Raw genomic sequence first — 23878 nt, 5'->3', positions numbered from 1 at the left:
GCTTTGTGACGTGACCTATATTAGGTTGTTGCTCCGCACAGGGATAAAAGTGGTGGACGAGTGGCAGATAAGTTTGGGCTACGTGCGTGGTTCTAATATCTACGTACGTGGATATTTGGATTTACGTGCCTGGTCTTTAAATCTACGTGCATAGACAGAGGAAAACCACTACGTGAAGGCGCTTTTTTCTTTATGAGAAGGGCACTTCTCTCTCCGCTGAATAAGAGGAATACTAGTGATAAGGCGAAGGGCTTGCTTGACCTCTTCGGAGGGGCATATCGGGGGACTGGGCGTGCGATACCTTAGCACTCTAAATAGCGGGCAGGACTCTAAGGCAACAGTCTCGTTTGAGGGTTAGCTCCTCTGAGCCTTGTGCTGTGAGCTGCGATTTGTGGAAAAATTCCCCTTTCGGTAAGAGTTCTCAGGAGGCCCGTAGGAGGTCACTTGGGGATTTTGCCGTGGAAGCTCTGTGGATGTGCCTAAGTATAGGGCTATTTCCCCGTCTTAGTAGTATCTTTGTAATCAAGATGAAGCATATACGTAACTTTTGCATTATAGCCCATATCGACCATGGGAAGAGTACCCTGGCTGACCGCTTGCTGGAGACGACGCAGACCGTCTCTGGGAAGGATCTTCAGGAGCAGGTACTCGATAATATGGATCTCGAGCGCGAGCGCGGGATCACCATTAAGAGCCACGCCATCCAGATGAACTACGAGCTCGATGGTGAGGACTACGTACTCAATCTGATTGATACCCCAGGGCACGTGGACTTCTCCTACGAAGTCTCCCGCTCTATCGCTGCATGCGAAGGTGCCCTGCTTATCGTCGACGCAGCTCAGGGTATTCAGGCACAGACGATTTCTAATCTCTATATGGCTCTCGAGCATGACCTTGAGATCATACCTATCATCAATAAGGTAGACCTGCCAAGTGCTATGCCCGAAGAGGTCGAGGATCAGATCATCGAGCTCCTTGGCTGCAAGCGTGAGGAGATCATCCGGGCCAGCGGTAAGACGGGCTTGGGTGTCGATGACATCCTCCGTGCAATCGTCGAGCGTATCCCTGCTCCTAAGGGCGATCCCGAAGGACCTCTGCAGTGCTTGATCTTTGACTCAGTCTTCAACCCCTTCCGCGGTATCATCGCTTACTTCAAGGTGGTGAATGGTAAGATCCGTAAGGGTGACCACGTGAAGTTCATCGCTACGGGCAAGGAGTATGACGCTGATGAAGTCGGCGTACTGCGCCTCGATATGGAGCCACGCAAGGAGGTCTCTACGGGGGATGTGGGCTATATCATCTCGGGTATCAAGACAAGCCGTGAGGTTAAGGTCGGGGATACCATCACGCATGTCAATGGTGGTGCTTTGGAAGCTATCGCTGGCTTCGAGGAAGTGAAGCCCATGGTCTTCGCAGGGCTCTACCCTATCGAGAGCGAAGACTTTGAGAACCTCCGTGCTTCGCTGGAGAAGCTCCAGCTGAACGATGCTTCGCTGACCTTCCAGCCCGAGAGCTCCATCGCTCTTGGCTTCGGCTTCCGATGCGGCTTCCTTGGGCTCCTGCACATGGAGATCATTCAGGAGCGACTCGACCGAGAGTTCGGTATGAATGTCATCACGACCGTCCCCAACGTATCCTACAAGGTCTACGACAAGAAGGGCGTCTGCAAGGAGGTACATAACCCCTCGGGGCTTCCCGACATCACGACGATTGACCACATCGAGGAGCCTTATATCCGTGCATCGGTCATCACAAATACCGCCTACATCGGTCCTATCATGACGCTCTGCCTCGGTAAGCGTGGGCAGCTCATCAAGCAGGAGTACATCTCGGGCGACCGTATCGAGATCTTCTTTGATCTGCCCCTGGGTGAGATCGTCATCGACTTCTACGACAAGCTGAAGAGTGTATCGAAAGGCTATGCTTCCTTCGACTACCACATCAGTGACTTCCGTCCCTCAAAGCTTGCCAAGCTTGATATCCTACTCAATGGAGATCCTGTGGATGCCCTCTCGACACTGACCCACGTCGATAACAGCGTGGCTTTCGGACGCCGCATGTGTGAGAAGCTCAAGGAGCTCATCCCACGTCAGCAGTTCGACATCGCTATCCAAGCTGCTATTGGTGCTAAGGTCATCGCTCGTGAGACCATCAAGGCTGTACGTAAGGACGTGACCGCTAAGTGCTATGGTGGTGACGTCTCCCGTAAGCGTAAGCTCCTCGAGAAGCAGAAGGAAGGTAAGAAGCGCATGAAGCAGATCGGTACGGTCGAGGTGCCTCAGAAGGCCTTCCTCGCAGTCCTCAAGCTTGACTAAGCTAATCACAGACAACCATGGCCACAGAAACGGCAAAGAAGCGTAGCAGCAAGAAGCCCAGCCCCGTCGTGCCGATGGAGCTGGACGGACGCATCCCTCCTCAGGCTCCAGACTTCGAAGAGGCTGTCCTCGGAGCAATCCTCCTTGAGAAGGATGCCTATGCGCGTGTCAGTGAGAAGCTCCGCCCTGAGACCTTCTACGTCAAGACGCACGAGCTGATCTATACTGCGATGGTAACGCTGGCTATGGCTCAGCAGCCCAACGATATGCTCTCCGTAACCGAGGAACTACGTCGTATGGGCGTCCTCGAGGAGATCGGTGGTGCAGCCTACATCGCAGGTCTGACAACCAAGGTGATGTCTACAGGTAGCCTGGAGGCTCACGCTGAGGTGCTCTATAACAAGGCGCTCAGTCGCCGCCTCATCGGTATGGCAACCTCTACGCTTAAAGGTGCCTATGAGGATGTCATCGATGTGCAGGAGCAGATCCAGCAGGCGGAAGGCTCGCTCTTTGAGATCGCCCAGCAGAACTCAACTCGCGACTTCGTACCTATCAATCCCCTCGTCAAGGGTGCTATCAACGAAATGCAGATAGCGGCAAACCGAGAGGAAGGGATTAGTGGGCTGACGACTGGTTTTAGAGACATTGACCAGATGACTTCTGGCTGGCAGAACTCTGACCTTATCATCATCGCTGCCCGTCCAGCTATGGGTAAGACGGCCTTCGTCGTATCTATGGCAAAGTATATGGCAGTTGATAACAAGATACCTGTCGCGCTCTTCAACCTCGAAATGAGTGCTGTACAGCTCGTCAAGCGTTTCCTCTCCAACGTCTGTGAGATCGATGGGCAGAAGATCAAGAGTGGCCGCCTCAATGAAGAGGAGTGGACACGTCTCAACAATCGTATAGGTACGCTTGAGGGTGCCCCACTCTACATCAATGATACCCCATCACTCTCGGTCTTTGAGCTACGTACCAAGGCGCGCCGTCTTGTCCGTGAGCATCAGGTCAAGATCATCATCATTGACTACCTCCAGCTGATGAATGCCAGTGGTATGAGCTTCGGCAACCGTGAGCAGGAGGTCAGTACTATCTCACGTTCGCTGAAGATGCTGGCCAAGGAACTGAACATCCCTATCATCGCCCTTTCGCAGCTCAACCGTGGCGTAGAGAATCGTCTGCAGGGAGGTGATGCCAATAGCAAGCGTCCACAGCTCTCAGACCTTCGTGAGTCAGGTGCTATCGAGCAGGATGCCGACATCGTATGCTTCATCCATCGCCCTGAGTACTACAAGATCTACAGTGATCCTGAGACAGGGGAAGACCTGCGAGGTGTCGGTGAGTTCATCATCGCTAAGCATCGTAATGGTCCTGTCGGTGATGTGCGCCTGGCCTTCAAGGCAGACTATGCTCGCTTTGCTCCCAAGGGCGAACTCTCTCAACTGGGTGCTGATGAGAAGCATGCTCGTGGTGGACGCCTCGGTAGAGGTGCCCGTGGAGCCGATGCTTCAGCTGATCCCCTTGCACCTTCAGATACAGGGTTTGATGCAGGCTTTGACCCTATGAGCGGATCGCTCCCATCCAATGAAACCCCATTTTAATTAGCCCTCTATTCTCCGATATACAATGGAATTTCTCCAGCCAGACTATCGTCTTCGTGTAGCTAAGCTCCAGTCGCTTCTTCAGCGTCAGGGTATTGAGGCTCTCGTTGTGGTCTCTAATGTCAACCTCCTCTACGTCTGCGGAGAGGTATTCGCTGGTCTTGCTTTCATCCCTCGTGAGGGAGAGCCTCAGTTCTTTATCCGCCGTCCACAGCTTCATCCCGAGAGTGCCGCGGTACACTATGTACGCAAGATTGAGCAGATCACAGAGTACATTGATACCGCTGCCCTACGTTCGGTGGCTTTAGAACTCGATGAGCAGAGTTACTCTGATATCCAGCGACAGCGTAAGCTCTTCCCTAAGGCTGAGCTACATAATGCGACGGCACTCCTTCGTGAGGTTCGCATGGTGAAGACTCCACTTGAGCTGGAGCAGATCCGTGAGGGAGCACGTCATCATATCGCTACCTATGCTACGATCCCTTCTCTCTACCGAGATGGGATGACCGATCGAGATCTACAGATCGAGATTGAGCGGGAGATGCGTCGTAGAGGATCTATTGGTATCTTCCGCTGCTTCGGCTCAGCGATGGAGATCTATATGGGGAGCCTCCTTACTGGCGACAATGCAGGCGCTCCTTCCCCCTATGACTTCGCTCTCGGTGGAGCAGGTAGTCAGGCACTCCCCTTAGGCTCTAATGGCACTCCCCTTCGCGAGGGGCAAGCCGTGATGGTCGATATGGCTGGAAACTACGGGGTCTACTGCACCGATATGACGCGTACTTACTCCATCGGGCACCTCTCAGATGAGGCCTATCGCCTGCACGAACTCAGCCTTGAGATCCATCGTCAGGTGATGCAGAAGGCAGCCCCTGGGACGTCGTGTGCCGATCTCTACAATGAGAGTCTGCGCATGGTAGAGGAAGCTGGTGCGGGGCCCTACTTTATGGGGACAGAGCTACAAGCGCAGTTCGTTGGTCATGGCTTGGGCCTACAGATCAATGAGCTCCCCGTACTGATGGGGCGCAGTAAGGATACCTTGCAACCAGGTATGATCATCGCCTTTGAGCCCAAGTTTGTCCTCCCCCATATTGGAGCTGTTGGCATAGAGAATACCTATCTTGTTACAGAGACGGGTATAGAGAACCTCACACCTGCTCCTGAGGAAATCATTGATTTGACACAGCGATAGACCTCCTCGATGACGCACATGAAACGCACTGCCCTCTACGCAGGATCCTTTGATCCCTTTACCCGTGGTCACGCCGACATCGTGGCACGTGGCCTATGTCTCTTTGATGAAGTCATCGTGGGGATCGGGACTAACGATGCGAAGCGCAACCTCTTCTCTGCAGAGGAGCGCCTGCTGCAGATCTCTCGTTACTATGCAGGTGAGCCTCGTGTGCGCGTCTTGACTTACACAGGACTAACCGTATCTCTGGCTCAGGAGCTTCAGGTCGGGGCCCTACTTAGAGGTGTCCGTAGTAGTACAGATATGGAGTACGAGCGTACGCTGGCAGACCTCAATCGTCACATTGCCGATATGGAGACGGTACTTCTCCCAGCCTCCCAGCGCTTCACACACATCAGCTCAACTGTTGTACGTGAGCTTCTACACTATGGAGGGGATGTGTCAGCCTTCCTGCCCGTAGGCTTCTCACTTGATGTCTCACCTATGGTATAGCAACTATGTCGGACTGGAAGAATCGCTTGGGGGTGCTCTACAGCACCAACCCAGACTTTGAATACACGACAGCCGAGGTAGCTGAACCAGAGACACTACCAGCCGCTGAGCAGCACCTCCGTCTCTCGCTCTCAAAGAAGCAGCGTGGAGGTAAGGAGGTGACGCTCATTACGGGCTTTATCGGTAGCTCAGCTGATCTTGAGGCCTTGGGCAAGACACTACGTCAGCGTTGTGGCGTCGGTGGATCGGCCAAGGACGGTGAGATCATCATCCAGGGAGATCAGCGCCAGAAGCTCCTCACGATCCTTCCTTCTCTGGGCTATACAAAGACGAAGTAACTAACACACTACACATACTACTACCTATGGACAACGGACTATTCACCCCACAAGACCTCGAAGAACTTGCAGCTCGTGGCATTACTCCTGAGGCGGCAGCTCATCAAGTAGAGGAGATCCGCAAGGGATTCCCTTATTTGGAGATCTTGGCATCAGCCTCACTTGAGCAGGGTATCCTGCGCGTAGAGACCAGTGAAGAAGCTGGCTATATGGATCTCTGGGAAGAGTATCTTCTCTCAGGTAAGGCTTCGGTCTACAAGATGGTGCCAGCATCAGGAGCTGCTTCACGCATGTTCAAAATGCTCTATAACTTCCTCGAAGCCCCTTATACAGCTCCTGAGAAGCCTGAGGAAGAGCGCTTCTTTAGCCACATCAATCAGTTTGCTTTCTATGAGCGCCTCAACGAAGCTTGTCTCCGTAATAACTGGAAGAGCATCCCTAAGCTCATCGCAGCTGGGGAGTATAAGGCTATTGTAGAGAACCTTCTACTTCCTAAGGGACTGGGTTATGGTAGCAAACCTAAGGCGCTACTTCTCTTCCATAACTATAAGGAAGCCCCGCGTACTTCGGCAGAGGAGCATCTCGTCGAAGGAGCGCTCTATGCCCGTGATCGTGAGGGTATGGTACGCCTGCATTTCACCGTATCACCCGAGCACCGCAAAGACTTTGAAGCTCTTGTTCATTCGCTCCAGCCTGTCTATGAGGATCTCTATGGTGTGCGCTATGACATCAGCTTCAGCGAACAGCTCCCTTCTACCGACACGTTGGCATTGACACCTGATGGAGAGCTCTTCCGTACGGATACAGGCCACCTACTCTTCCGCCCAGGTGGGCATGGTGCCTTGATCCATAACCTTGGGAAGCTCCCTACCGATGTGGTCTTCATCAAGAACATTGACAACGTGGTTCCCGATCCCTATAAGGGCACAACGATCATGTATAAGAAGTTCCTCGGAGGCGTACTCATCGCACTGAGACGACAGATCTTCAGCTACCTCACCCTCTTGGAAAAGGGCAAGCCCTCACACGCACAGATCGAGGAAATCCTCGGCTTCCTTGAGGGGCAACTATCCATCACTGTACCTGAAGATTTGGATAAGGAGGATAGTAGTACCATCAAATGGATCCAAGGTCGCCTCAATCGCCCCATACGCGTCTGCGGTATGGTGCGCAACCAAGGTGAGCCCGGTGGTGGCCCCTTCATCGTCCGTGAGCATGACGGCAGCAGTTCTCTGCAGATCCTTGAGAGCTCGCAGATCGATATGGAGGATGCTGGACAACGCGCCTTCTTTGAGGCTGGAGGATACTTCAACCCAGTAGACCTTGTCTGCTCTATACGTGACTATAAGGGCCAGCCCTTTGACTTGACGAAGTTTGTCAACCCTAAGACCGCCTTCATCTCGCATAAGAGCCTTAGCGGTCGCGAACTTCTGGCTCTTGAACTCCCTGGACTGTGGAATGGAGCTATGCATGACTGGAACACCGCCTTTGTCGAAGTGCCTCTCGATACCTTCAATCCCGTGAAGGAAGTCAATGATCTCCTCCGTACGGAGCATCAGAATCCCGCCTAACCCTACCCTGTTTCTCACATAAACCTATAAGCGTATGTCTACAATCATCGAGCGCTTAGCGCTACTCCGCAAGGAGATGAAGGCAGCAGGTCTCTCGGCCTACATCATCCCTTCTTCAGACGCACACCTCAGCGAATACACGCCCGATCGCTTCAAGAGTCGTTCATGGATCAGTGGCTTCAATGGCTCAGCTGGTACCGTCGTTGTGACCTTAGATAAGGCTGGTCTATGGACTGACTCCCGCTACTTCCTGCAGGCCGGCGAGCAGCTGAAGGACTCTTCTATCGAGCTTTTCAAGATGGGTGTCCCTGGCGTCCCCACTATCGAAGGCTTCCTCGCCTCTGAGCTCCCAGCTGGTGCGGTCGTCGGTGCTGATGGCGCATGCCTCTCCTTCGCTGAAGCCGATGACACTGAGCGTAAGCTCGCTGTCTACGGTATCGAGTATCGTCTCACGCAGGATCTTATCGAGCGTGTTTGGGCAGATCGTCCCGCTCTCCCCGATCATCCACTCTTCCTTCATCCCGAGGAATACTCAGGCGCAAGTGCCAAGGAACGCATCGAGGCAGTCCGTGGCAAGCTCCGCGCTCAGGGTGCCAATGCTACGATCATCACGATGATCGATGAGCTGGCGTGGGTCTTCAATGTACGAGGAAATGATGTATCCTTCAATCCCGTAGCTGTAGGCTTTGGCTACATCGGCGAGAAGGAAGCCGTCATCTTCGTAGATCCAGCTAAGGTGCCAGAGGAAGTTCGCTCTTACCTCACGGCCAATGGTGTGACCCTTAAGGGCTACACGGAACTGGATAGCTTCATCTCAGCACTCCCCGCTGAAGTCCGCCTCTTGGTCGATACCAAGCGCATCACCTACCACATCTATTCTCTGATCCCAGCGCACTGCCGCAAGATCGAGGGAGTCTCAGCACTGACTCAGCTCAAGGCTATCAAGAACGAGACTGAGATCGCTTGCCTCCGTAAGGTCATGGCACGTGATGGCGCTTCTCTGACCCGCTTCTTCAAGTGGCTGGAGGAAGCTCTGGGACGTGGTGAAACTTACACAGAGTACGAGCTGGGTATCCGTCTCAATGAGTTCCGTGCTAAAGATGATAAGTTCTACGGTGACAGCTTCGGCACGATCTGTGGCTACCTCGGCAACGGGGCTATCGTCCACTACAGCGCTCAGAAAGATACGGCTGCTACGGTACGTCCAGAGGGTGTACTCCTTCTTGATAGTGGCGGTCAGTATGTCGATGGGACTACAGATATCACGCGCACGGTAGCGCTCAGCGCTCCTTCGGAAGAACTCCGTACGGACTACACGCTCGTCTTGAAGGGCCACATTCAGCTTGCTCTGGTGCAGTACCTCGAAGGGACGCGTGGTAGCCAGCTTGATATCCTCGCTCGCCATGCACTCTGGCAGCAGGGCCTGAACTATGGGCATGGTACGGGGCACGGTGTAGGCTTCTTCCTCAACGTCCACGAAGGGCCGCAGAACATCCGCATGGAAGTCAATCCCACGCCACTCGAACTCGGTATGATCACCAGCAACGAGCCAGGGCTCTACCGCTCGGGTAAGTATGGTATCCGCATCGAGAACCTCGTCATCACCGAGCTCCGTGAAGAGACCGAATTCGGGCGCTTCTTCGGCTTCGAAACGGTGACTCTGTGCTATCTTGACAACCAGCTTGTCCGTAAGGACCTCCTCACTGCAGAGGAAATCGCTTGGTACGATGCTTATCAGGAACGTGTCTATCAGACGATCGCTCCCCTACTTAGCAGCGACGAAGCAGCTTGGCTTCGCTCTAAGACGCTCCCTCTCTAAAGTGGCAGACGCACTCCTATAGAGCGTATATAGAAATCCCCCTAAGGTCGGTGAGACCTTAGGGGGATTTTCTTTTGCTCTTAAGAGCTACCCTAAGAGCTTGTATGGAAGTTCGTTTAGAAGACGAAACCTACCTTGAAGCCAGCCTTGACATCGGTAGCGAAGCCACCAGCAGAAGTCGTTGACTTAGATTCGTTCGTCGTAGCCGTGCCACCTGCAGGCGTTACCGTCGTAGAGGTCTTACCGGTAGAGGCATGGAGAAGTTCCAGACCAGCTTCTACACCGAGGTAGACGTGAGGAGCGACGTAGTAGTCTGCACCGAGGAGGAGGTCACCACCGAAGACGAAGCGAGGAGCATTCTTTGAGATGGTAGTTGCTGCGCTGTTGACGCTCTTCATAGAGCCCGTAGCAGAACCGAGGAAGAGCTCGGCACCGATATAGGGAGAGAGGCGATCCGTGCCACCGAAGTGGTGTTCGAGACCAAGGCCGAAGGTGAAGACGTTGCTCTTCGTGGTAGCTTCGGTCACGGGGTCAGTCGTCTTCTGCGTGCTGGAGCTGTTGTTCAGACCCAGAGAAAGGCGCAGAGCGATGTTGTCCTGGAGGAAGTAGCGGCCCTTGATGAGACCAGCGTTGATACCAGCGTGTGAGCCGAGAGCTACGGGTGATTCAGTCTGGTTGAAAATCCCATTAGCAAAGAGAGAGAAGTCGGTCGTCACGCTCCCTGCGAGGGGCTTGAACTCCGACTGAGCCTGTGCGGAGACAAGCGCGGTAGCTGCGAGAGCTACAGTCATCAGAATCTTCTTCATTTTCAATAGTATTTATGCATTCCCCCACAAGTGTGATATCGAGGGGTTGTTGGCAAAGGTAGGCAAAAAGTATTACCTGAAAAACGTATAATATTTACGGGAGAGCCCGTTACGCACTTGCATGCTGATTTTTATCTCCCAGCTATTGCTCATAAAAGCTACCAGTACTGATCGATGAGGGAACTCTTCCAAGGCAGCCGTATCAAAGTGTACGTATCTTGGGCACACTCTCCCCTACTGAGTACGGCACTGCCACCAGAGAGTGTATGCGAAACAGTAGTGAGTACAAAGCTGCAACAATGGATGTTTATCCCCAAAAGCAATAGCCATTCAACGACAGAGCAATAGCCGTTTGCCGATCGACTCTACTTCAATACGACTTGCAAATGGAGACTGTTGCCGCGAGTCCTGTCCTCTATTTAGAGCGCTAAGGCATCACACGCCCGGTCCCCCCCGATATACCTCTCCGAAGTGGTCAGGCAAGCCCTTCGCCTTATCGCGAGTATTCCTCTTATCCAGCGGAGGAGAAAGTGTCCTTCTCGTGAAGGAAAAAGCGTCTTCATGTAGTGGTCTTCCTCTGTCTACGCACGTAGTCTTAAAGACCAGGTACGTCAGTCCAAATATCCACGTACGTAGATATTAGATTCACGTACGTAGCCCAAACTTATCTCCCACTCGTCCGCAACTTTTATCCCTATGCGGAGCAACAAACTAATAGAGGTCACTTCACAAAGCTATATAGCTTCGCACCGAAAGCTATATAGGAATCCAAGCAAAGCTATATAGGAATCCAAGCAAAGCTATATAGGAATCAGTCCAAAGCTATATAGCTTTCTTCACCATCCTACATAGCTCTACCCACGTACTCAACCAATATATGAGACCATTACGCAAGACGACCTCTTCATTACTCGTACCTTCTTCCCTCGGAAATCGGAAGATTTTGGCTGGGAAGTTCGAAGGAGGAAAGTGCAAGTTGTGAAGAGATGGCCTTGCGCAATGGTCTCAAATGAGGAGGAGATTTTGATGTGGGGGCTCTGTAACTCTCAGCTCAAAAGCAGGCTAACTGAGGTCTATTGTGTATCTTTGTGCACCTATATCATTATAGAATATGAAGCAATATCAGGATCTGCTCCGTCATATCCTCTCCGAGGGACATCTCAAGGGCGACCGTACAGGTACGGGGACGCTCAGCACCTTCGGCTATCAGATGCGCTTTGATCTAAGTCAGGGCTTCCCGCTCTTGACGACGAAGAAGCTACATCTGAAGAGTATCATATATGAGCTTCTATGGTTCCTACGTGGAGATACGAACGTCCACTATCTACAGGAACATGGTGTGCGTATATGGAATGAGTGGGCACGTGAAGATGGTTCTCTTGGGCCGATCTATGGCTATCAGTGGCGCTCCTGGCCCGACTATCAGGGGGGGCATATTGACCAGATCCAGCAGGTCGTCGACCAGCTACGTCGTGATCCGACAAGCCGTCGGATGATCGTCTCAGCGTGGAATGTGGCACAGATTGATGATATGGCGTTGGCGCCTTGCCACTGCTTGATGCAGTTCTATGTGGCTGATGGCCGCCTGAGCCTCCAGCTCTATCAGCGTAGTGCTGACGTCTTCCTTGGGGTCCCATTCAACATTGCTTCGTATGCTCTCCTCCTCCACATGATCGCGCAGGTCACAGGGCTTGAGGTGGGCGATTTCGTCCATAGCTTTGGTGACGTCCATATCTACCGCGATCACATGAAGCAGGTGGAGCTTCAGCTCACTCGTGAGCCACGCCCTCTCCCCCGACTTCGTCTCAATCCTGAGATCACACGACTGGAGGACTTCCGCTACGAGGACTTCGAACTCTTTGATTACGATCCTCATCCCCACATCGCAGGTAAGGTCTCGGTATAATTCACAGTAGTATGATACTCTCTATCGTCGTCGCCATTGCCTTAGATGGAGCTATCGGCCGTGGGAATGATCTTCTCTGGCATCTGCCTGCCGACCTCAAGCGCTTCAAGGAGCTCACGACAGGGCATACAATTCTCATGGGGCGTAAGACCTTCGACTCACTGCCACGTGGTCCGCTACCCAATAGACGTAACATCGTCGTGAGTCGCAGTCTTCCTGCTCGTGAGGGTGTAGAGGTTTATCCTACGATAGAGGAGGCCTTGAAGGCGTGTGAAGCCGATGACGAGGTCTTCATCATCGGAGGCGGTGAGATCTATCGTCAGCTCCTACCTCATGCCGATCGGATCTACCTGACTCGAGTCAAGGCTACATTCCCTGATGCCGAGGTCTTCTTCCCCGAGCTTGATCTTTCAGAATGGAGCGAGACCGCAAGAGAGACTTTCCCACGGGATGAGAAAAATGAATATGACACAACGCTTCACCTCCTGCAGCGCATAGGGTGAGGCCACAGTAAAGAAATATCACAGACTATCTACATAAGAAGATGCAGAAACCAACGATACCGAAGGGCATGCGAGACTTTGGCCCCGTAGAGATGGCTCGTCGCAATTATATCTTTGATACCATCCGCCAAGTGTATGCACTCTACGGCTACCGCCAAATAGAGACTCCTACGATGGAGCAGCTCTCTACCCTCCTCGGTAAGTACGGAGAAGAGGGTGACCGTCTCCTCTTCAAGGTGCTCAATTCGGGTGATGCTCTCCGTGATCTCTCTGATGAGGATCTCTTGGAGCGCAATGCTATTCACTTTGCCAATAAGGCTTGTGAGAAGGGCCTTCGCTATGATCTTACCGTACCCTTCGCACGCTATGTCGTCATGCACCGCTCCGAGCTTACACTCCCCTTCCGTCGCTACCAGATACAGCCGGTATGGCGTGCTGATCGCCCGCAGAAGGGTCGCTATAGAGAGTTCTATCAGTGTGATGCTGACGTCATCGGATCAACCTCACTGATTAACGAAGTCGAGCTCCTGGAGATCATCGACGAGGTCTTCCGTCGCTTTGGCTTGCGTGTACGCATCCTACTTAATAATCGTAAGATCCTTGCGGGGATCGCAGAGGCTACGGGCCGAGGTGATCGCCTAATTGACATCACGACGGCTATCGATAAGCTTGAGAAGATCGGCGAAGAAAAGGTCTTTGATGAGCTGCGTAGTAAGGGCTTCACGGAGGATGAGTTATCCAAGCTCCGCCCCTTCCTGGCTCTCTCTGGGAACAATAGCGAGAAGCTTACGCAGCTTAAGGAGCTCTTAGCCACCTCCGAAGAGGGGCAGAAGGGTATCGAAGAGCTGGAGTACATCCTCGACCATATCGATCGTCTTGACCTCAAGGCTGAGCTTGTGGTGGATCTAAGCTTAGCCCGCGGCCTGTCCTACTATACAGGAGCCATCCTTGAAGTAAAGGCACTCGATGCCGCCATGGGCAGTATCTCGGGCGGTGGTCGCTACGACAACCTTACCGGTATCTTCGGGCTTGACGGCCTTAGTGGTGTCGGTATCTCCTTCGGCGCCGACCGTATCTATGATGTCCTCTTGGAACTGGGACTCTTCCCAAGCGAAGCAGAGGTCGGTACCCAAGTCCTCTTTGCGAACTTCAGCGAGGAGGATGCTGCCTACCTGATGCCTATCGTAGCACGCCTACGCCGAGAAGGGATCCGCTCTGAGATCTATCCAGAGCCCGTGAAGATGAAGAAGCAGATGAGCTATGCTGATAGCCTCAAGATCCCCTTCGTCGTACTGGTGGGTGAGGAAGAACGTACTACGAGTACCTTTACCCTCAAGGATATGCAGAGCGGACAGCAAGAGAAGCTTACGCTCGATGCGCTGATCAGCCACCTCTCAGCTCAGCACTAATCCATCGATCATCATGCCAGATAGCACCACTCAAGAGCAGATCTACCCCCTTCTGGATGGGATAGAGACTCCGCATGATCTAAGACGGCTCCGACCCGATCAGCTCCCAGAGCTCTGTGAGGAGATCCGTCGCTTCATGCTCTCTACTCTCTCCGTGATACCAGGGCATCTCGGCGCCAACCTCGGTGCCGTAGAGATCACCGTGGCGATGCATTACGTCTTTGATACCCCTGAAGACCGTATCGTCTGGGACGTCGGGCACCAAGCCTACGTACACAAGATCCTCACAGGGCGTCGTCGTGACTTCCACACGCTGCGTACTTGGGGAGGGCTGGCTGGCTTTCCTATTCCCTCGGAGAGTGAGTACGACACCTTTGCTGCCGGACATGCGTCTAATTCCATATCTGCAGCGCTGGGTATGGCCGTAGCCACAGCCCTCAAGGATGAGAGTCGCCGTGTCGTGGCCTTCATTGGAGACGGCGCTATGAGTGGTGGTATGGCATTCGAAGGGCTGAACAATGCCTCTTCTTGCCCCAACAACCTGCTGATCATACTGAACGATAACAATATGTCTATCGACAAGAATGTCGGTGGGCTCAATCGTCATATGGTCAACTTGCTGACCAATCCCACATACAATAGCATGCGCTATGATATGTACCGCATGCTGCGCAAGCTCAATATTGTCCACGAGGATCAGCATAAGGATCTGCAGCGCTTCAACAACCGTATCAAGGCGCTACTCTCTGGGCAGACGAACTTCTTTGATAGCTTCAGTATCCGCTATTTGGGGCCAACGGATGGGCACGATGTTGTCCATCTCGTACAGATCCTCCAGGATATCCGCGATATGAAGGGGCCTCGCCTACTGCATATCAGCACGATGAAGGGTAAGGGCTATGCTCCAGCAGAGAAAGAACCCACGATCTGGCACGCTCCAGGGAAGTTTGACCCGAAGACGGGCGAACGCATCAGCTCGACTTCAGCGACGCCTCAGCCACCAAAGTTCCAAGATGTCTTTGGAGAGACCTTAGTTGAGCTGGCGGATATGGATGAGCGTATCGTTTCGGTAACTCCTGCTATGCCTACGGGCTGCTCTATGACCTACATGATGGAGAAGTATCCCAAGCGCTCCTTTGACGTAGGGATTGCCGAGGAGCACGCGGTGACCTTCTCCTCGGGTATGGCTGCTGAGGGCTTCATCCCCGTGTGTAACATCTACTCGACCTTCATGCAGCGAGCTTATGACCAGCTCATTCATGACGTTGCCTTGACGGATAGCCATGTAGTCTTCTGCTTAGACCGTGCTGGCTTAGTGGGAGAAGATGGTGCTACGCATCAGGGGGCATTCGACATAGCATACCTACGTACGATCCCAGGGATGGCTGTCTGCTCCCCATATGATGAGATACAGCTCCGTCACCTGATGTACTCGGCTTGCTTCGACTGGTCGGGGCCTATTGCTATTCGCTACCCTCGTGGTGCTGGCTCTGTGGTGGACTGGAAGCAGCCTATGGAGCACTATCCTTTTGCAAAGGCTCGTGTACTACGAGAAGGCTCATCATTGGCCGTCCTATCACTGGGACCCATCGGCGTCTCAGCAGCGAGAGTTGTAGAGCGCCTACAAGCAGAGGGGCACAGTGTAGCACATATTGACTTGGTCTTTGCCAAGCCTCTCGACGAAGAGTGCCTGCGTAAGCTCTTTGCTTCCGTACCTAACCTCCTTGTCATAGAAGAAGGTTGCCTTAGTGGAGGCGTCGGCTCAGCTATACTACAGCTGGCTATGGAAGCGGGCTACAAGGGGCGTATCAAGACGCTTGGTTTACCCGATGAGTTCATCTCTCATGGTACACCGGCGGAGCAGAAGCGCTACTGTGGCTTAGATGAAGACTCTATTTATGATGCCGCAAAGGCACTTCTTGGCACTAAGGTAGAAGGATAACGACGCCATGAGAATAGTCATCGCAGGAGCCGGAGAAGTCGGCACGCACTTGGCAAAGATGCTCTCCAACGAGGAGCAGAACATCGTCTTGATGGATCAAGATGGCAAGAAGCTTGAGCGAGCCAGTCACCATCTGGAGGTCCTACCTATCGAGGGGAGTCCTACCCTACTCTCTGATCTCGAGCGTGCTCATGTAGCTGGAGCAGACCTCTTCGTCGGGGTTACTCCCGACGAAGCGACCAATGTCATGGCATGTATGCTTGCTAAGCGAGTAGGAGCTCGTCATACCATTGCTCGCATCAACAACCCAGAGTACCTCGAGAGTGAATACAATATCCTCATGGAGGAGCTTGGTGTAGACTCTATGATCTATCCCGAGGAGCTCGCTGCTCGCGAGATTGGTTCGATCATCGAGTACCCCTGGGCACGTCAGTACGTCACGCTCTTCAATGGTGCACTGGCGCTCGTCGGTGTGAAGGTTCGCAATGGTGCCCCTATCGTAGGACAGTATCTGAAAGACTTAAAGACGCTTCTGCCAGGTGACGATGGCAAGTACTTCCACGTCGTAGCAATTAAGCGTGATTTTGATACGCTTATCCCACGCGGGAATACCCGCATTGAGCACAATGACCTCGTCTTCTTCACCTGTGACGTAGATCATATTGATCTCGTTCGCAAGCTCTCGGGTAAGAAAGCGCCGAAGATCGAGCGTGTTGTCATTATGGGAGCTAGCCCCGTAGCACTGCGTACCATCTCGAAAATTTCGGAAGACATTCAGGTGGCACTCATCGATATTGATAAGGATAAGTGCCTACGTCTCTCGCAGGAGCTTCCTCACAACGTCGAGATCTATCACGGCGATGGACGCGACCCAGAGATTGTCGATGAAGTAAATCTGGAAGGATCCCAAGTCTTCATTGCGCTGACAGAGAACTCCGAGACGAACGTCTTAGCTTGTCTCGCAGCGAAGCGCTACAACGTCTATAAGACGGTGGCTAAGGAGGAGAATATTGATTATATACCGCTTGCCTATCGTCTCGATGTCGGTACACTGATCAACAAGAAGCTCCTTGCTGCAGGCTATATCTACCGTACACTCCTTGGGCAGGATACGGGACAAGTGACCTGTCTCTCATTGGTCAATAATGCAGAAGTTATTGAGCTCGTCACTCGTCGTGACTCCCATATCGTGGGGCGCCGCATTAGCGACCTGAAACTCCCCGCAAATATGACCTTCGGGGGGATGATGCGCAATGGCCGCCCCTGTATGATCGATGGGAATACCGTCTTCGAGCCCTATGACCATGTCGTGATCTTCTATCACGACCTCACGATCAATACGCTCAAGGAGCTCTTTTAGTAGCCCCCACCCGACCAACCCATGCACTCGATAAACTTCCGATTCATTAGCCGTATCCTCGGGATGATGTGCTTCGTCGAAGGGGCAATGATGCTCATTGTCCTCATAGTAGCACTGCTCTATCAAGAGTCTCCCACCCCATGGATCATCACTATCGGAGTATTCTTCTTCGTCGGTGCACTCCTCCTACACCAGGGCTATAAGCTACACAAGAAGCGCGCCTCACGCCGTGAAGGTATGCTTGCCGTGACATCGGTGTGGCTTCTCCTCTCTGCTATTGGGATGCTTCCCTTCTTGCTGACGGGAGCATTGTCCTCTCCTTTGGACGCCTTCTTTGAAACGATCTCGGGCTTTACAACTACGGGAGCCACGATCTTTGCGAAGGTGGAAGGATTACCGCACTCAGTCCTCCTCTGGCGTAGCCTCACACAGTGGCAGGGAGGTGTCGGTATTGTGGTCTTCACAGTAGCACTCTTACCCATCTTCGGCGGTGGGGCAAGTCAGATTTACAATGCCGAGACTACAGGGATCACACACGACCGCTTCCTACCACGTATCTCGGATGTCGCTAAGCGTCTTTGGGCTATCTATCTGGCAGAGACCGTTGTGCTAATCCTCCTACTTTGGGTGGGTCCGATGAATCTCTTTGATGCTGTTTGTCATGCGCTCACTTGCATTTCGACAGGTGGCTATTCGACCCGAGATGAGAGTGTAGCAGCCTTTGACTCCATCTATACGGAATATATCCTCGCACTCTTCATGTATATCGGTAGCCTCAATCTCACACTGGTCTACTTCGCCGTGACCGGCAAGCCGATGCGCCTATTCAAGGATGAAGAGACGCGCTTCTTCACGATCTTCATTCTTGGCGCTACAGTCATTACCACCATTTGGATTAGTCTACAAGGAGAGTATCCTACCATGGAGGGGAATATCCGTCATGCGCTCTTTGAGGTGCTTACCCTGGGGTCAAGTACAGGATATTCCACAGCGGAGATCACACTGTGGGGGCCGTTCTTCTGGATGATTGCCCTACTCTTGATGTTCGCCAACGGCTGTGCAGGATCTACTTCGGGTGGGCTGAAGGCCTCACGCTTCTTGGTATTGATCAAGAACCTCTATAATGAGTTCAAGAAGCAAATACACCCTCATCTACTCACCCCCGTACTGATGAATGGCCGTCAGCTCAGTGTGAGTGTGGTACACCAGATTCTCGCCTTCTGTGTCCTCTATGTAAGCTTAATCTTTGTGGGATCTATGCTTCTGATGCTTGATAATAATGGCTTCGTCTCCAGCATCAGTATTGCCTGCTCAGCTGTGAGTAACTCTGGTCCAGGGATTGGTGAATATGCTAATAGCGTCGCAGGTGCAGGGGCTTTTTCTAAGGGACTATTATGCTTCCTTATGCTGGCGGGTCGTCTCGAAGTCTTTACCGTGATAGGCATCCTTACCCCACACTTCTGGAAGCGATAGCACTTAGAAGAACCCGCTTCTTCAGCTACCTATATCACAGTCCTGAGAGTCTTTGCTCTCAGGACTGTGCCGTTTTGAGAGGGACTATGAGTGTACAGGTCACAACAAAACGCACTCGTTCTCCCCATACAATAATTCACTGAAATAAGAGCGCTTACAGCAAGTCACAAGTGGACTTATAGAGGAGAGGGGTAGTAATCTATATTGGTCAGCATGCTGACCAATATAGGTTAGGGGTATCAACCAATAGTGGTTCGTATATGAACCAATACTGGTTTGCTCATCGACCAATATAGGTTGTTGCTCCGCGTAGGGATAAAAGTTGTGGACGCGTGGCAGATAAGTTTGGGCTACGTATGTGGCTCTAATATCTACGTACGTGGATATTAAGATTTACGTGCCTGGTCTTTAAGACTACGTGCATAGATGCGGAAAAAACACTACGGGAAGGTGCTTTTTTCTTCACAAGAATGACACTTTCTCCTCTGCTGGATAAGAGGAATACTCGCGATAAGGCGAAGGGCTTGTGTATCACTTCGAAGAGGTATATCGGGGGGCTGGGCATGCGATGCCTTAGCACAATAAATAGAGAGCAAGGGCTCTGCGCAACAGTCTACAATAGTGGTTCATAGCACCAACCACTATTGCAACAAGCCCTGATGAGGTGAGTCTACACATCGCTCCCTCACGTATCAGGATATCCGCTATATAGCGATGGCAGTCTCCTATTAGGTATTGACTTTCTTGGAGCTACCAGCAGAGTGCACTTTCTGCTACAAGATCGGTATATTCTACCGCCAAGTAGAGCTTTATATTTCCTTAGGCTATTTCAGAATTATTTATACCTTTGTTATATAGAGCCGTAATATGGATAGAAGGCCCTATTACTACTAGAATAGAAATGAACGAATTCAAGAAGTTTGCCGTAGGTCACTTGGGGATGAATTCCCTTGCACTTGATAGCTATATGCAAGTGCAGAGTAGCTACATCTCTCCGACGATCATTGAGGAACGCCCTATGAACGTCGCACAGATGGATGTCTTCTCTCGACTGATGATGGACCGTATCATCTTCCTCGGGACACAGATCAATGACTATACGGCTAATGTCATACAAGCCCAGCTTCTCTTCCTCGATAGCAGCGAGCCAGGCAAGGATATATCCATTTATATCAACTCCCCCGGAGGCTCGGTATATGCGGGCTACGGGATATATGACACGATGCAGTACATCGGCTGCGACGTCTCTACGATTTGCACAGGTATGGCTGCCTCAATGGCCTCTGTGCTACTCGTCGCAGGGACCAAGGGGAAGCGCTTTGCCCTTCCCCACTCTCGCGTGATGATCCATCAGCCCCTCGGAGGCATGCAAGGGCAAGCCAGCGACCTTGAGATCGCAGCTCGCGAGATCCTCAAGGTCAAGGAGGAACTCTACACCATCCTCTCCGAGCACTCGGGACAGCCCTTCGAAACGATACAGCGCGATAGCGACCGCGACTATTGGATGACCGCCACTGAAGCTCAGGCTTATGGGATGGTCGACCGTGTTCTCACCCGTACAGAGAAGTAGATGGCAAAGAAGCAACAGAAACAATGCAGCTTCTGCGGTAGGACAGAAGAAGAGACTGGAGGCCTCCTTGAGGGGATCAACTCTCATATCTGTCCAGAGTGCATCTACCGAGGACACCAGCTCCTCGAAGAGCTCTCTGGTGCCGAAGCAAAGGCCTCCGAAGAAGCTGCTCAAAAGGAACTCAAGGATCTCCCCAAACCACGTGAGATAAAAGAGTTCCTTGACGGCTATGTCGTCGGCCAAGATGAGGCCAAGCGCTATCTCTCGGTCGCCGTATACAACCACTACAAGCGCCTCGCTCAGCCAAGTGCCGAGACGGATGGCGTAGAGATCGAGAAGAGCAACATCCTCATGCTCGGCCCCACAGGGACGGGTAAGACACTTTTGGCAAAGACCATTGCTCGCCTCCTTCACGTACCTTTCACTATCGTTGATGCTACGGTATTGACACAGGCTGGTTACGTAGGGGAGGATATTGAGAGCCTTCTCACTCGCCTCCTCCAGGTCGCCGACTATGATGTCGCAGCCGCAGAGCGTGGGATCGTCTTCATCGATGAGATCGATAAGATCGCTCGTAAGGGTGACAATCCCTCCATCACTCGTGATGTCAGTGGCGAAGGAGTCCAGCAGGGGCTTCTGAAGCTTCTCGAGGGATCTATCGTGAACGTCCCCCCTCAAGGTGGTCGTAAGCATCCAGATCAGAAGATGATTCAGGTAGATACCAAGCAGATTCTCTTCATCTGTGCAGGAGCCTTTGACGGTATTGAGCGTAAGATCGCTCATCGTCTCAATACACGCGTCGTCGGGTATAACAGCCCCGGCGCTAAGCTCTCTAAGCGCGAAGAAGAGGAGCTCCTCCGCTATGTAGATGCTCGTGACCTCAAGAGCTTCGGTCTCATCCCAGAGATCATCGGACGACTACCGATCATCACCTATCTGCACCCTCTGCATCGTGACACACTACGTATGATCCTCACCGAGCCGAAGAATGCACTGGTACGCCAGTACACCAAGATCTTCGAGCTTGATGGGATCCGCCTTACCTTCACCGACGAAGCTCTTGACCTGGTTGTATCAAAGACCATGGAGCAGAAGCTCGGTGCCCGTGGGCTTCGTGCCATCATGGAGCAGGTAATGGTCGAGCCGATGTATGAGCTCCCCTCACAGGGGGTGACAGAGTTCGTCGTCGATGCTGCCTTCGTCGAGCAACAGCTCGCCAAGGATGGCTCTCCCACTAAGGAGGTATACTGACCCCCGAAGCGTGAGAGCACACTAAGAAGATATATCATTCCGTGTTATAGAATATCGCAGTCGCAGCTTAATCTCTACCCTCAAGTAGACTCCAAGTAATCACGAAGCGTATGGCCATGGACGGGATCAACCTCAAGGAAGGACTAAAGAAGCACTTTGGCTTCGACCAGTTTAAAGGGAATCAGCAGGAGATCATCGAGAGTATTCTTGCTGGTCAAGATACCTTTGTCCTGATGCCCACAGGTGGCGGGAAGAGCCTCTGTTATCAACTCCCAGCCCTTCTCATGCCTGGGACAGCAGTGATTATCTCCCCACTGATCGCCTTGATGAAGAATCAGGTCGATGCCGTGCGAGGCTTCTGTGAAGAGGATACCGTCGCTCACTTCCTCAACTCTTCTCTCTCTCGTACTCGACTGGAGGAGGTGAAGGAGGATGTACGTCAGGGCCGGACCAAGCTACTCTATGTAGCTCCCGAGTCTCTACATAAGAAGGAGAACATCAAGCTTCTGCAGGAGATCCCGATCTCGTTCTACGCCGTAGACGAAGCCCACTGTATATCTGAGTGGGGGCATGACTTCCGACCCGAATATCGTCGGATACGTGCTATCGTGACCGAGATCGCTGACCGCCCCATTATGGCCCTCACAGCCACAGCTACCCCCAAGGTACAGCATGACATCATGAAGAACTTGGGGATGGAGTCAGCAGCGGTCTTCCAAAGCTCCTTCAATCGCCCTAACCTACTCTATCGTATCCACCCCAAGACGGCGGAATCAGAGCGGGATATCGTACGCTACATATTGTCCAATCCGAAGAAAAGCGGGATCGTTTATTGCATGCGCCGTACCCAGGTGATGAATCTCACCGAGGTCCTTCAGGCCAATGGGATCAAGGCACTTCCCTATCATGCAGGATTGGATGCCAAGGAGCGAGCAGAGAATCAAGATGCCTTTATCGAAGAGCGAGCAGAGGTTATAGTAGCCACGATCGCTTTCGGTATGGGGATAGATAAGCCAGACGTACGCTACGTCATACACTTCGACATGCCCAAGAGTCTTGAGGGATACTACCAAGAGACAGGGCGTGCCGGACGTGATGGAGGTGAGGGTGTATGTATCGCCTATTATGACCACGATGATTTGGAGAAGCTTGAGCGCTTCACCAAAGGCAAGTCCGTCGCTGATCAGGAGATCGCCCGAGCTCTTCTCCGCGAGACTGCCGACTATGCTGAGACCAGCATCTGTCGTCGATCCTTCCTCCTCAACTACTTCGGCGAGCGCTATGAGGCAGAGAACTGCGGTAGCTGTGATAATTGTTTAGTACCTAAAACCAAAGTGGAAGCTAAAGAATTGCTTGTAAACCTTCTCGAGGTCGTCAGCAGCCTCAAGGAGAAGTTCAATGCTGACTACGTCATCGCAGTACTCCGTGGAGAGACCAACTCTGACATCGAGTCCTTCCATCATGAGGAGCTCGAGTGCTTTGGATCAGGTCAAGACCAAGAGGAGTCCACGTGGACGACGGTCATACGCCAGGCACTCATCGCAGGCTACCTAAAGAAGGATGTAGAGAACTACGGACTCCTGAAGCTTACCCCTGCTGGGAAAAAGTTCCTCAAGAAGCCAACGAGCTTCAAGATCACGGACTCCGATGAGGAGACTGAGGATCAGCCAGCTAGTGGAGGGACTGGGGGTTCTGGAGAGTCAACGGACCCCGTTCTCTTCGCTATAATGAAGGATCTTCGAAAGAAGATGGGACAGCAGAATAATGTCCCTCCCTACGTCATCTTCCAGGATACTTCCCTCGAAGCGATGGCAACCTTCTACCCCATCACTATGGATGAGCTTCAGAACATCCCTGGTGTCGGTGCCGGCAAGGCTGCACGCTATGGTCAGAAATTCCTAGAGGTCATTCGCCGCCATGTCGAGGAGAATGACATTGAGCGCCCCGCTGACATCCGTGTACGGACTCGCCCCGACAAGTCCAAGCTCAAGATCAATATCATCCAGCAGATCGACCGCAAGGTGGCTCTGGACGATATCGCGATTGCTCTTGGTCTTGACTTTGACGTCCTCATCAGCGAGGTCGAGGCTATCGTCTACTCGGGTACCCGCATTAATATCAACTACTTCATCGAAGAGGTCATTGACGAAGATCGCATTGAAGATATCTACGAATACTTCAAGGAGTCGACAACTGATGATATCAATGAGGCGCTCACCGAACTTGGTAGCGATTACTCCGAAGACGAAGTCCGCTTAGTACGCATCAAGTTCCTCTCGGAGCTTGCCAACTAAGCCTTCCCCTACGTATTAAACAGATCCTTTCCCTTG

At 52.4% G+C, this 23878-nt stretch carries 17 protein-coding genes; 16 read left to right on the top strand and 1 reads right to left on the bottom strand.

Going from position 1 to position 23878, the window contains the following annotated elements; translation table 11 throughout:
* The first annotated feature begins 527 nt into the window (after positions 1 to 527).
* Genes lepA through IEX77_RS01740 form a run of 7 tightly spaced genes read left to right on the top strand, consistent with a single transcriptional unit; the run spans position 528 to position 9328 of the window.
* Positions 528 to 2315 carry a translation elongation factor 4 gene (gene lepA, locus IEX77_RS01770; protein ID WP_188807437.1) on the top strand — a complete coding sequence of 596 codons (1788 nt, stop codon included), beginning with the start codon at positions 528 to 530 and terminating at the stop codon, positions 2313 to 2315.
* A gap of 17 nt (positions 2316 to 2332) precedes the next feature.
* On the top strand, positions 2333 to 3916 hold the full coding sequence (gene dnaB / locus IEX77_RS01765) for a replicative DNA helicase (protein WP_188807436.1): 1584 nt from the start codon (positions 2333 to 2335) through the stop codon (positions 3914 to 3916).
* Between the two features lie 25 nt (positions 3917 to 3941).
* Positions 3942 to 5108 carry a M24 family metallopeptidase gene (locus tag IEX77_RS01760; RefSeq protein ID WP_188807435.1) on the top strand — a complete coding sequence of 389 codons (1167 nt, stop codon included), beginning with the start codon at positions 3942 to 3944 and terminating at the stop codon, positions 5106 to 5108.
* 18 nt (positions 5109 to 5126) lie between these two features.
* Positions 5127 to 5600, top strand: coding sequence for a pantetheine-phosphate adenylyltransferase (gene coaD / locus IEX77_RS01755; RefSeq protein WP_188807434.1), 474 nt, complete (start codon positions 5127 to 5129; stop codon positions 5598 to 5600).
* A 5-nt stretch (positions 5601 to 5605) separates the two neighbouring features.
* Complete coding sequence (locus IEX77_RS01750; protein ID WP_188807433.1) at positions 5606 to 5938, top strand: translation initiation factor; 333 nt, start codon at positions 5606 to 5608, stop codon at positions 5936 to 5938.
* 26 nt (positions 5939 to 5964) lie between these two features.
* Positions 5965 to 7509: a DUF4301 family protein gene (locus IEX77_RS01745; RefSeq protein WP_188807432.1), complete on the top strand. Its 1545-nt coding sequence runs from the start codon at positions 5965 to 5967 to the stop codon at positions 7507 to 7509.
* Between the two features lie 34 nt (positions 7510 to 7543).
* Entirely contained in the window at positions 7544 to 9328 is a 1785-nt protein-coding gene (locus IEX77_RS01740) for an aminopeptidase P family protein (RefSeq protein WP_188807431.1), read from the top strand.
* Positions 9329 to 9444: 116 nt separating this feature from the next.
* Here the strand turns inward: IEX77_RS01740 and IEX77_RS01735 are convergent, their stop codons facing one another.
* On the bottom strand, positions 9445 to 10134 hold the full coding sequence (locus IEX77_RS01735) for a BT1926 family outer membrane beta-barrel protein (protein WP_060935889.1): 690 nt from the start codon (positions 10132 to 10134) through the stop codon (positions 9445 to 9447).
* A gap of 1111 nt (positions 10135 to 11245) precedes the next feature.
* Here IEX77_RS01735 and IEX77_RS01730 point away from each other — a divergent pair.
* The 9 genes from IEX77_RS01730 (at position 11246) to recQ (ending at position 23842) form a co-directional block, all read left to right on the top strand.
* Entirely contained in the window at positions 11246 to 12040 is a 795-nt protein-coding gene (locus tag IEX77_RS01730; protein ID WP_188807430.1) for a thymidylate synthase, read from the top strand.
* Between the two features lie 14 nt (positions 12041 to 12054).
* Positions 12055 to 12543: a dihydrofolate reductase gene (locus IEX77_RS01725; protein ID WP_373287884.1), complete on the top strand. Its 489-nt coding sequence runs from the start codon at positions 12055 to 12057 to the stop codon at positions 12541 to 12543.
* A 41-nt stretch (positions 12544 to 12584) separates the two neighbouring features.
* A complete protein-coding gene (gene hisS, locus IEX77_RS01720) occupies positions 12585 to 13952 on the top strand; it encodes a histidine--tRNA ligase (protein WP_188807428.1) in 1368 nt (455 codons plus the stop codon).
* A gap of 13 nt (positions 13953 to 13965) precedes the next feature.
* The gene (dxs, locus tag IEX77_RS01715) at positions 13966 to 15894 is read left to right on the top strand and encodes a 1-deoxy-D-xylulose-5-phosphate synthase (RefSeq protein WP_188807427.1); all 1929 of its coding nucleotides are present in this window, start codon (positions 13966 to 13968) and stop codon (positions 15892 to 15894) included.
* Between the two features lie 7 nt (positions 15895 to 15901).
* On the top strand, positions 15902 to 17254 hold the full coding sequence (gene trkA, locus IEX77_RS01710) for a Trk system potassium transporter TrkA (protein ID WP_188807426.1): 1353 nt from the start codon (positions 15902 to 15904) through the stop codon (positions 17252 to 17254).
* A gap of 21 nt (positions 17255 to 17275) precedes the next feature.
* On the top strand, positions 17276 to 18727 hold the full coding sequence (locus IEX77_RS01705) for a TrkH family potassium uptake protein (protein WP_188807425.1): 1452 nt from the start codon (positions 17276 to 17278) through the stop codon (positions 18725 to 18727).
* 901 nt (positions 18728 to 19628) lie between these two features.
* Positions 19629 to 20297: an ATP-dependent Clp endopeptidase proteolytic subunit ClpP gene (clpP, locus tag IEX77_RS01700; protein WP_009433051.1), complete on the top strand. Its 669-nt coding sequence runs from the start codon at positions 19629 to 19631 to the stop codon at positions 20295 to 20297.
* Positions 20298 to 21548: an ATP-dependent Clp protease ATP-binding subunit ClpX gene (gene clpX / locus IEX77_RS01695; RefSeq protein WP_188807424.1), complete on the top strand. Its 1251-nt coding sequence runs from the start codon at positions 20298 to 20300 to the stop codon at positions 21546 to 21548.
* Positions 21549 to 21658: 110 nt separating this feature from the next.
* Entirely contained in the window at positions 21659 to 23842 is a 2184-nt protein-coding gene (gene recQ, locus IEX77_RS01690) for a DNA helicase RecQ (protein WP_188807423.1), read from the top strand.
* Positions 23843 to 23878: the final 36 nt, after the last annotated feature.

It is taken from the genome of Porphyromonas pasteri, assembly GCF_014647755.1.
GTDB lineage: Bacteria > Bacteroidota > Bacteroidia > Bacteroidales > Porphyromonadaceae > Porphyromonas > Porphyromonas pasteri.
The sequence above is the reverse complement of the archived record's forward strand: the minus strand, read 5'-3'. Positions and strand labels throughout refer to the sequence as shown.

Excerpts from the sequence above, each read along its gene's own strand:
- lepA (WP_188807437.1), top strand. The coding sequence starts at position 528 with ATGAAGCATATACGTAACTTTTGCATTATAGCCCATATCGACCATGGG.
- dnaB (WP_188807436.1), top strand. The coding sequence starts at position 2,333 with ATGGCCACAGAAACGGCAAAGAAGCGTAGCAGCAAGAAGCCCAGCCCC.
- IEX77_RS01760 (WP_188807435.1), top strand. The coding sequence starts at position 3,942 with ATGGAATTTCTCCAGCCAGACTATCGTCTTCGTGTAGCTAAGCTCCAG.
- coaD (WP_188807434.1), top strand. The coding sequence starts at position 5,127 with ATGAAACGCACTGCCCTCTACGCAGGATCCTTTGATCCCTTTACCCGT.
- IEX77_RS01750 (WP_188807433.1), top strand. The coding sequence starts at position 5,606 with ATGTCGGACTGGAAGAATCGCTTGGGGGTGCTCTACAGCACCAACCCA.
- IEX77_RS01745 (WP_188807432.1), top strand. The coding sequence starts at position 5,965 with ATGGACAACGGACTATTCACCCCACAAGACCTCGAAGAACTTGCAGCT.
- IEX77_RS01740 (WP_188807431.1), top strand. The coding sequence starts at position 7,544 with ATGTCTACAATCATCGAGCGCTTAGCGCTACTCCGCAAGGAGATGAAG.
- IEX77_RS01735 (WP_060935889.1), bottom strand. The coding sequence starts at position 10,134 with ATGAAGAAGATTCTGATGACTGTAGCTCTCGCAGCTACCGCGCTTGTC.
- IEX77_RS01730 (WP_188807430.1), top strand. The coding sequence starts at position 11,246 with ATGAAGCAATATCAGGATCTGCTCCGTCATATCCTCTCCGAGGGACAT.
- hisS (WP_188807428.1), top strand. The coding sequence starts at position 12,585 with ATGCAGAAACCAACGATACCGAAGGGCATGCGAGACTTTGGCCCCGTA.
- dxs (WP_188807427.1), top strand. The coding sequence starts at position 13,966 with ATGCCAGATAGCACCACTCAAGAGCAGATCTACCCCCTTCTGGATGGG.
- trkA (WP_188807426.1), top strand. The coding sequence starts at position 15,902 with ATGAGAATAGTCATCGCAGGAGCCGGAGAAGTCGGCACGCACTTGGCA.
- IEX77_RS01705 (WP_188807425.1), top strand. The coding sequence starts at position 17,276 with ATGCACTCGATAAACTTCCGATTCATTAGCCGTATCCTCGGGATGATG.
- clpP (WP_009433051.1), top strand. The coding sequence starts at position 19,629 with ATGAACGAATTCAAGAAGTTTGCCGTAGGTCACTTGGGGATGAATTCC.
- clpX (WP_188807424.1), top strand. The coding sequence starts at position 20,298 with ATGGCAAAGAAGCAACAGAAACAATGCAGCTTCTGCGGTAGGACAGAA.
- recQ (WP_188807423.1), top strand. The coding sequence starts at position 21,659 with ATGGCCATGGACGGGATCAACCTCAAGGAAGGACTAAAGAAGCACTTT.